Here is a 7,848-nt window from a genome sequence, read left to right on the forward strand (position 1 = left end):
CCCCGCGGGGGGCCTGGGCCGGTGGGCTCGCGGGCGCGGCGGACGACGCCGTCCCGGCGGAACGCGCCCGCTGGACCGGCGTGGTCGACGACGTGGTCGCCGCCGGCGTGGGACCCGGCGTACCCGGCGCACCACCGCGCGCCCTCGGGGCGGAACCCGTGGCCGTGGCCGGGGCGTCGGCCGGTATCGCGCGCAGCGGCGCGACCGGCATCCGCTGGACCGGCGAATGAGGCGTCCGCCACCCCCGTACGGTCCGCGCCCGTGGCGCGCTGGATCGGCGGCAGGCCCGTCCAGGCGGCGACGGCCACGGGTGCGGGGCCGGGCGCGGGTGCCGCGCTTCCGCCCGCGCCCGGGTCCGGACGCGCGCCGGTGTCCGCGGGCGGACCCGTCTCCGCGGGCGAGCCCGCCGCCGATGCCGCGGTCCCGCCCCCGTTCCCGTTTCCTCCGCCGTCGTCCCGACGACCCCGCAGCCGGTCCAGGAGTCCCACCGATCAGCCCTCCGCCGTGCCTCGCGTCACGAGGGACGCGATCTGGTCCGTGTACCGGCGGCGGTCCTGGTGTTCCAGGTCCAGGATCGCCTCCAGGCTCCAGTGGAAGTGGTAGGCGACGTACGCGATCTCCTCGTGCAGCCGGTCGGTCGCGTACGTCACGATTCCCCCAGGCGGCTCCCGCCGAGTTCCACCTCGAAGGGCTCCGAGCAGTGCGGGCACTCGACGGCCGCGCGGGTGTGCCCCTCCGCGTTGATCTGGCGGTAGAAGTCCTGGAGGAACGCCAGGTCGGAGGCGAACATGTTCTCCACGACGCCGTCGTGCACCATCGCCAGCGTGCCCAGCCGGGTGATGACCCGGCCGAGCAGCACCACCGACAGGTACGCCGGGTTCTCCTGCACCCGCACGTCGCGCAGCGGGATCAGCTCGTCCCGTGCCGTCGACAGGCGCATCACACCGTCCCGGTGCACCGTGCCCGACTCGTCGACGTACCCGCGCGGCAGCTCGAAGGGGAACTCGGTCTGCAACTGCTGCCTCGGGGTGGTGTCGACGGGGGGCCCGGCGGGAGGGCCGGCCGGAGAACCGGCCGGCGCCTCCGTGGGCACGGCGGCGGGAGCCGAACGGGGGAAGTCCGCTCCCGCCGCCGCGGACTGGGGTGCCGCGGCGGGTGCCTTGGCAGTCGAACGGCGCATTACTCGACGACCAGTTCTTCGAACACGATGGTGATGGTCTCGGTGAGCGCGTTGGTGTCACCCGCCTTCAGGGTGCCCGCCACGACCTTGCTGCACCAGGCGTTGCGCAGGTTCCAGCGCTTGACCGGGTTGTCCTCGTAGTCCATCACGATGATCGTGGCGTTCTTGCGGGCGGTGGCCATCCGGCCCGCCATGGAGTCGTTGATCCACTGGGTGAACACCGACGACTGGCTCATACCGCGTTCGACCTGGACCGAGCCGTCCTTGGCCACGCCCGGCATCAGGGTGACGTTGTTGCGTCCGGTGGTGCCCTGGTTCTGCTGGTACTTGATGACGTCCTGCTCGATCTGCAGGTTCGACACCGAGTTGAGGTACTCGACCATCACACCGTCGATCTGGATACCGAAGTTCGGTGCGACGAGTACGTCTTCTGGTTTGGGGAGAGACATGAGTTCGCTGTCCTTCTAGAGGATGTGGGACAAGGGCGGGGGCGCGATCCGCCTACTCGTCCAGTTCGCCGCCGCCGCTGGAGAACTGGGCGAGCCGGAAGATGACGAACTCGGCGGGCTTGACCGGCGCGATGCCGATCTCGCAGACGACCCGGCCGAGGTCGACGGACTCCGGCGGGTTGGTCTCCTCGTCGCACTTGACGTAGTAGGCCTGGTCGGGGCTCTGGCCGAAGAGGGCGCCGTTGCGCCACTCGTTGACCAGGAACGCGGAGACGTTGCGGCGGATGCGGGCCCAGAGGTTGTGGTCGTTCGGCTCGAACACCACCCACTGGGTGCCGATCAGGATCGACTCCTCCAGGTAGTTGAAGTACCGGCGGATGTTCAGGTAGCGCCACGCCGGGTCGGAGGAGAGGGTGCGCGCACCCCAGACGCGGATGCCGCGGCCGGGGAAGGAGCGGATGCAGTTCACGCCGATCGGGTTGAGCAGGTCCTGCTCGCCGCGGGTGATCTGCAGCTCCAGGTCGACGGCGCCGCGGACGACCTCGTTGGCGGGGGCCTTGTGCACGCCGCGCTCGGAGTCGTTGCGGGCCCAGATGCCGGCGACGTGGCCGCTCGGCGGGACCAGGCGGGACTGTCCGGTGGCCGGGTCGAAGGACTTGATCCAGGGGTAGTACAGGGCCGCGTACTTGGAGTCGTAACCGGCCGTCTCCTGGCGCCAGACGCGGATCTGGCGGGCGTTCTGGCTGGGCGGCGGGTCGATGATGGCGACGCGGTCGCCCATCAGCTCGCAGTGGGCTATGAGACCGAGCTGGACGGCCTTGACGGCCTCCAGGTCGATCGCGCCGCGCTGGTAGGCGGCCATCAGGTCGGGCACCGCGACCATGGAGATCTCGTCGATCGCCTCCAGGCCGCCGAAGCCGGTGCGGTCCGCGGAGTCACCGAGGTACTGGGCCGGCCCGGGGTGCGCGATCTCGGCCTGCCCGGCCGGAACGGCGGGGGCGGCGGACGGCGGGGCGGGCAGCGTCAGGGTCTGGTTCTCCGGCCGGACCAGCTGCGCGGACGGCGCGGCCTCGGTCACGGTGATGAGCTTGGAGCGCTCCTTGACCTGCGTGACGACGTAGGAGCGGTTGCCCTTCTTGGCGCTGACGTCGAAGGTCTCGACCGGCTTGTCGCCGTCCTTGACGATCAGCTTGAAGCGCTCGGCGGGGCCCTCGCCCTCGGGGTCGGCGACCTCGACGGTCAGCGGGCCGCTCTGGCCGGCGGCGTTGGCCGTCACGGCGAACGTGCCGAGCTGCTTGGGCTCCGCGGCGGGCAGCGCCTTGGCGGTGCTGCCGGTGACGGCGGCGGGAGCGGCCGCGCCGTTCACCGAGCCGTCGGTGGCTGCGTCCTCGGCCGAACCGCCGACCCGGACGACGTAGGCGGCGGAGCCGCCGTTGTTGAAGAACCCGTAGACGGAGTGCGCGAGGTAGTACCCGCCGGTGAAGTCACCGAAGGCCGCGACGTACTGCGTCCAGTTGGTCACCAGCGTGGGCTCGTTCAGCGGGCCGGTCGGGGCGAGACCGACGAAGGCCGCCACCGAGGTGCCCACTCCCTCGATCGGGCGCGAGCCGCTGGCCACCTCCTCGACGTAGACGCCGGGCGACAGGTAGGACGGCATGCTCTGCTCTCCTCGGGGTACGAGACAGGACGCCCCTCAGCCTCACGCGCGCGTTGCCGTCCCCGAAACGTCCCCGGGTGCCGGGACGGGGGCAGGTTCCTTGCCCCTGGCCGTGCCCATTGGGGCAGACTCCCGGACCCTCCCGGTCTTTTCCCCCGGGGCCCCCTGGCGTACATCCGGCGTTTCTGATTCAACATCTTGTGTCGACTGTCAGTTCGCCAGAATGTCATCCTGCGATCAAGCCCCGTTCCGGGGCGCCCCGTCCCGCCGCACCGGGGCGCTGCCCCGCGCGGCGGGGACGGTGACGGCGTGTCAGGAGGGGACCGTCCGTGTCGGACCGCTTGAACGAGACGCAGAGACACCGCCCGGCCGGAGCCGCTCCGGCCCGGCCCCGGCCGCAGGCACGTCAGCAGCCTCCGCTGGCCTCGTTGCAGGCCGCGGCGGGCAACCGGGCCGTGACCACGGCGATCCAGCGCGCGACCGGTACGCCGATCCAGCGGGCGGCCGGTACGCCGATCCAGCGGGCGGCCGGTACGCCGATCCAGCGGGCGGCCGGTACGCCGATCCAGCGCGCGGCCGGTACGGCGCCGCTCCCCGAGGCCCCGGCGCAGGAGCGGGCGCCCTCGTCGTCGGCGCACGATCTGGAGATCACGCCGGTGGCGGAGACCGCCCAGCCGGATGGTGAGACGCATCGGATGGAGGACGCGACGGCCGGGCGGCAGGCGGCCGTCGACGAGGTGGCGGAGCAGAAGACGAAGGTCTCGGAGGCCTCACGGGCACGGGCCGACGCCGCGGCCGACGTGTGGACCTGGTCCGGGACCGCGGTCGAGGCACGCAAGAAGGAGACGGCCGCCCGGGGCAGGGCGGAGGAGCTGGAGGGGGAAGTCGGCACCGCGAAGCGGGGAGAGAGGGAATCGCGCGAAAGGGCGCAGTCCTTCACGACCGAGGCGAACGTGGCGTCGGACAAGCAGCGCGGCTCCCTCGATGTGGCCAGGAGGCACGGCGAGACCGAGGCGCGGAAGGGCGAGGCGGCCAAGGAAGCCCGCGAGCAGGCGGATGAGTTCTCGAAGCAGGCCGAGGCCGCCGAGCAGCGGCGGAAAACCGCCCAGGACTTGGTGGACGCACTCACGACGACGATCGCGAACGCCCGCAGGAGCCAGGCGGAGGCCGAAGAAAAGGTGCGTCGGTTCACGCGCCAGGCCGAGGAATCCGCGGCGGAGCTGAAGGCCGCCGACGAAGCGGCGCGGAAGGCGGGGGCAGTCGAGGACAAGGCTCAGGAGCAGGCGGCCGAGGCCGAGGTCGAGGCGGAGTCCGAGGAGCAGTTCGCGCAGCGCATGAGGAAGCGGACCGTTGAACTCGCCCAGGCGCTGAAGGGGGTGAAGAACGCCACAGAAGAGGCCAGGGGGAAGGGCGAAGAGGCCGAGAGAGCCGGTGATTCGCGGACCGAGGCAGACGGAGACCAGGAGGAGGCCACCCGTCTCCGGGACGAGGCGAACCAGAACGCGAGGGAATCCGCGGACCTGGCGGAGAAACTGGACCGCGAGGCGAGGGCCGCAACGGAGGTACGCGAAGCCGCCGAGCAGGCGGCGGCCGGGCACGAGAGGGACGCGAAGGACGCACACGGCAAGGCCGAGAAGGCCCAGGCCGAAGCGGCCGGGTACGCGAAGACCGCGGGGGACAAGCAGACGGAGAGGGATGCCGCCCTCGCCAAGGCGACGGAGCACGGACAGGAGGCGGCCGAGGCCCGGCGGCGAGCGGCGGCTGCGGCGCAGGGGCAACTGACGCAGGGGGCGACCGAAACCGCGGCGAGGACAGCACTGACCGCGGCGAAGGAGACCGAGAAGAAGGCGGCCGAGAAGAAGGCGGCGGAAGCGGCCGAGAAGAAGACGGGGGAAGCGGCCGAGAAGACGGGCGGTGCCCCGGGCAACGTCGCCACGCGCGCGGTCGAGGGCGCCGGGCACGCCGTCAAGAAGGCCTCCGCCAAGACCAAGCCGTGGGCCGACATCCCCGACACCGCGGCGCTCCGCGCCACCGCGCCGCCCGGCGGGGTGTACTCGGCGGAAGCATCGAAGCACGGGGACACCGGGACGGTCCGCGGCAATGTGATCCAGCAGAACGTCGAGAACCCGATCAACCTCATCAGTGACGCGACCGGGACCGTGAACGACATCGCGACGATCAAGGAAGCGGCCGGCAAGCGCCATGAATCGGGCCCGGCTTCCCACGCGCACCGGAAGAACTGGGTGGGCAAGCCCCTCGGCCTGGCGACGAACTCCCAAATGGCCGCCAACGACGTCCTGAAGATCTCCAACACCGGCACGAAGACCGCCGGGGACGTCGCGGGGGTGGCCGCACTCGGGGATGCCGGCGGCGCCCTCACCATCTCGTTCTCCGCGTTGGTCGCCGCTCGCGACACCATGGTCATCAAGAACACCCACGCCCAGCGCAAGGAGCTGAAGGAGCACTTCCGCGGCGTAGCCGCGAAGCGCGACCGAAAACTCCAGGACGTACTGGACGACCTGGGGGCGGCCACCGTCGACCTGGCGCAGACCTCGTCCAGACTGGACGGCTCGGACGCGGACGCCGCCCTGGCGACCGTCGAGGAGCGGCGGGCCCGCGTCGAGAGCCTCAGGACCGAGGTGCTGGAGCACATGGCCAGTGCACGGGAGTACGTGGTGCACAAGAAGAAGTGGAAGCTGGGGCACCGCTTCGTCAACCTGACGGGCAACGTCGCACGCATGGCGGCCGGTGGCGTGGCGATCGCGGCCGCTTCGGGTGCGGTCACCGGCGGGATCGCTGTCGGGGTGGCGGGCGGTGCGACCGCGGCGGCCCTGGGCGGCCTCGCCGTCAAGAAGGGCGTGAAGAAGGCCAACAAGCGGTACATCTCGGTACGGCAGCCGGACCGCTACGGCCGCACCACGCTGGCTCAGGAGGGAACCGAGGAGTCCGAGACGGCCGAGACGGCCGAGGCGTCCGAGGCGTCGAGGATGTCCAAGGACGGCACGAGCAGGAGGGGCAGGAGGCGTGACGCGTGGAAGGAGGCGTTCATGGTGTCGCACCCCATCAAGCAGGGAAAGCGGCAGCTCAGGGCGCAGGAGATCTACGCGGCCGCAGCCGGACCGGCCGTTCCCGTGGGCAAGAACGTTCCGGACGACATCCGCAACGACGCCCGGGAGTTCCTCAAGGCCCTCAAGTGTGGTCCGGACAAGCACAATCAGGACGACGACGCATGGGCGGCGTCGCTCAACGACCCCGAGCAGCAGAAGGAATGGGAAGAGGCGATAGCCAAACAGCTCGCCTCGCTCTGAGCGCCCCGCCCCCTGACCGGACCCGGCACCGGGGGTCGTTGCCCCCGGCGTTGCCCGCGTAGACCTGTCGGCGGCGGGGAGGCTCCGGTAAGGCTGAGGGTCACACGTCCGGTGTCGAAGGGAGCGCATGGTGCGCGCGCACGAGGAAGCCGCCGACCAGCTGGCCGCCCGGGGTGGCCGCGTTCCACACCGGGTCACGCCCGCGCCCACCACCGGAGTGAGCGGAGCGCCGATGACCCCGGCGACGATGTCGGCGCTGCAGAGCTCCGCCGGCAACGCCGCCGTCCAGCGGGTCGTCGCCCGGGACGCGCACCAGCACGGCCCCGGCTGCGGGCACACCGTCCAGCGTCGCGTCGACCCGGACGCGCACCAGCACGGCGCGGGCTGCGGGCACGACGGGATCGACGACCGGAGCCCGGAGGGGCAGCGCCAGCTCCTGGCAGAGGCCAAGGAGTCGTCCAGTTCGTCGCTCCCCGGGTCCTTCCTCGACAAGGCGGTGCCCTTCTACCAGAACCCCGCCCTCGCCGGCGCCCGCATGCACACGGGCCCCATCGCTCAGCGCGCGACGGCGGCCATGGGGGCCGAGGCCATGACGATCGGTATGGACGTGTTCCTCGGCCCGTCCGCCCTCGGCAACGAGGAGATCCTCGCCCACGAGGCCAGCCACCTCGACAAGAACAGCAAGGGCATCACGGAGACGGGCAGCGCGAGCGGCGGCAGCCCCGCCGTCACGGACCCGGGACAGGGTTCCGAAGTCGCGGCGGTGAACGACGGAGCGGCCTTCAAGGCCGGGGACTCCATCGCCCCGTCCCTCGTCGCCCAACGAGCGGTCGCGGACGACGTGGAGGACGGGCAGTAGTCCCGGGAGCACCATGAACGGCCCTTTAGGGCAACGCGATGTGCCCTGGGGGGACCTGACGCCGTGTCGGACTCCTCGTAGCGTCGGCGTGTGAGCCTGTGGACTTCGCTGGAGCCCGCGTCCGCGACTGTGGACCCCGGCAGTAGTACGCGTGTGCGCCTGAGGGTGCGTAATACCGGTGATGTCGTGGACGAGTACCGGTTCGAACCGGTCGGGGATGTGGCTCCCTGGACGACGGTGGAGCCGCAGACCCTGCGCCTGTATCCGGGGACGACGGGGACGGTGGAGCTGACGTTCGCTCCGCCCCGGACTCCGGATGCGGTGGCGGGGCCGAATCCGTATGCGGTGCGGATTGTGCCGACGGAGCATCCGGACGCGGTGACGGTTCCGGAGGG

The 7,848-nt window shown here is 71.6% G+C and carries 7 protein-coding genes and 1 pseudogene; 4 read left to right on the forward strand and 4 right to left on the reverse strand.

Features of this window, described 5'->3' with window-relative positions; translation table 11 throughout:
* Positions 1-230, forward strand: a 230-nt coding sequence (locus BZZ08_RS39150) for a hypothetical protein (RefSeq protein ID WP_446750296.1), incomplete at its 5' end; no start/stop codon positions are given.
* Between the two features lie 261 nt (positions 231-491).
* On the opposite strand, the gene BZZ08_RS39155 is transcribed toward BZZ08_RS39150, so the two are convergent.
* Genes BZZ08_RS39155 through BZZ08_RS37695 form a run of 4 tightly spaced genes read right to left on the reverse strand, consistent with a single transcriptional unit; the run spans position 492 to position 3,286 of the window.
* The gene (locus BZZ08_RS39155; RefSeq protein ID WP_007450918.1) at positions 492-650 is read right to left on the reverse strand and encodes a DUF6760 family protein; all 159 of its coding nucleotides are present in this window, start codon (positions 648-650) and stop codon (positions 492-494) included.
* Positions 647-1,180 (reverse strand): hypothetical protein, encoded by a 534-nt coding sequence (locus tag BZZ08_RS37685; protein WP_104636639.1) that lies wholly within the window; start codon positions 1,178-1,180, stop codon positions 647-649. The genes BZZ08_RS39155 and BZZ08_RS37685 overlap by 4 nt, the downstream gene beginning before the upstream one ends.
* Entirely contained in the window at positions 1,180-1,629 is a 450-nt protein-coding gene (locus BZZ08_RS37690) for a phage tail protein (RefSeq protein WP_007450914.1), read from the reverse strand. Before BZZ08_RS37690 ends, BZZ08_RS37685 begins: the two co-directional genes overlap by 1 nt.
* A gap of 52 nt (positions 1,630-1,681) precedes the next feature.
* Positions 1,682-3,286, reverse strand: coding sequence for a phage tail sheath subtilisin-like domain-containing protein (locus tag BZZ08_RS37695; RefSeq protein ID WP_104636640.1), 1,605 nt, complete (start codon positions 3,284-3,286; stop codon positions 1,682-1,684).
* 329 nt (positions 3,287-3,615) lie between these two features.
* Here BZZ08_RS37695 and BZZ08_RS37700 point away from each other — a divergent pair, with 329 nt between their 5' ends.
* From BZZ08_RS37700 to BZZ08_RS39190, 3 genes and pseudogenes are all read left to right on the forward strand, one after another.
* Positions 3,616-6,594, forward strand: coding sequence for a hypothetical protein (locus BZZ08_RS37700; RefSeq protein ID WP_104636641.1), 2,979 nt, complete (start codon positions 3,616-3,618; stop codon positions 6,592-6,594).
* Between the two features lie 127 nt (positions 6,595-6,721).
* Positions 6,722-7,453 (forward strand): eCIS core domain-containing protein, encoded by a 732-nt coding sequence (locus BZZ08_RS37705; RefSeq protein WP_198601934.1) that lies wholly within the window; start codon positions 6,722-6,724, stop codon positions 7,451-7,453.
* A 90-nt stretch (positions 7,454-7,543) separates the two neighbouring features.
* Positions 7,544-7,848, forward strand: a pseudogene (locus BZZ08_RS39190) (hydrogenase expression protein); the annotation flags it as partial.

Origin of the sequence: Streptomyces sp. MH60 (assembly GCF_002939385.1) — a bacterium.
Lineage (GTDB): Bacteria > Actinomycetota > Actinomycetes > Streptomycetales > Streptomycetaceae > Streptomyces.

Bases quoted from the DNA above. Each gene is read 5' to 3' on its own strand.
- BZZ08_RS37685 (WP_104636639.1), bottom strand. From the start codon at position 1,180: ATGCGCCGTTCGACTGCCAAGGCACCCGCCGCGGCACCCCAGTCCGCG.
- BZZ08_RS37690 (WP_007450914.1), bottom strand. From the start codon at position 1,629: ATGTCTCTCCCCAAACCAGAAGACGTACTCGTCGCACCGAACTTCGGT.
- BZZ08_RS37705 (WP_198601934.1), top strand. From the start codon at position 6,722: ATGGTGCGCGCGCACGAGGAAGCCGCCGACCAGCTGGCCGCCCGGGGT.
- BZZ08_RS37695 (WP_104636640.1), bottom strand. From the start codon at position 3,286: ATGCCGTCCTACCTGTCGCCCGGCGTCTACGTCGAGGAGGTGGCCAGC.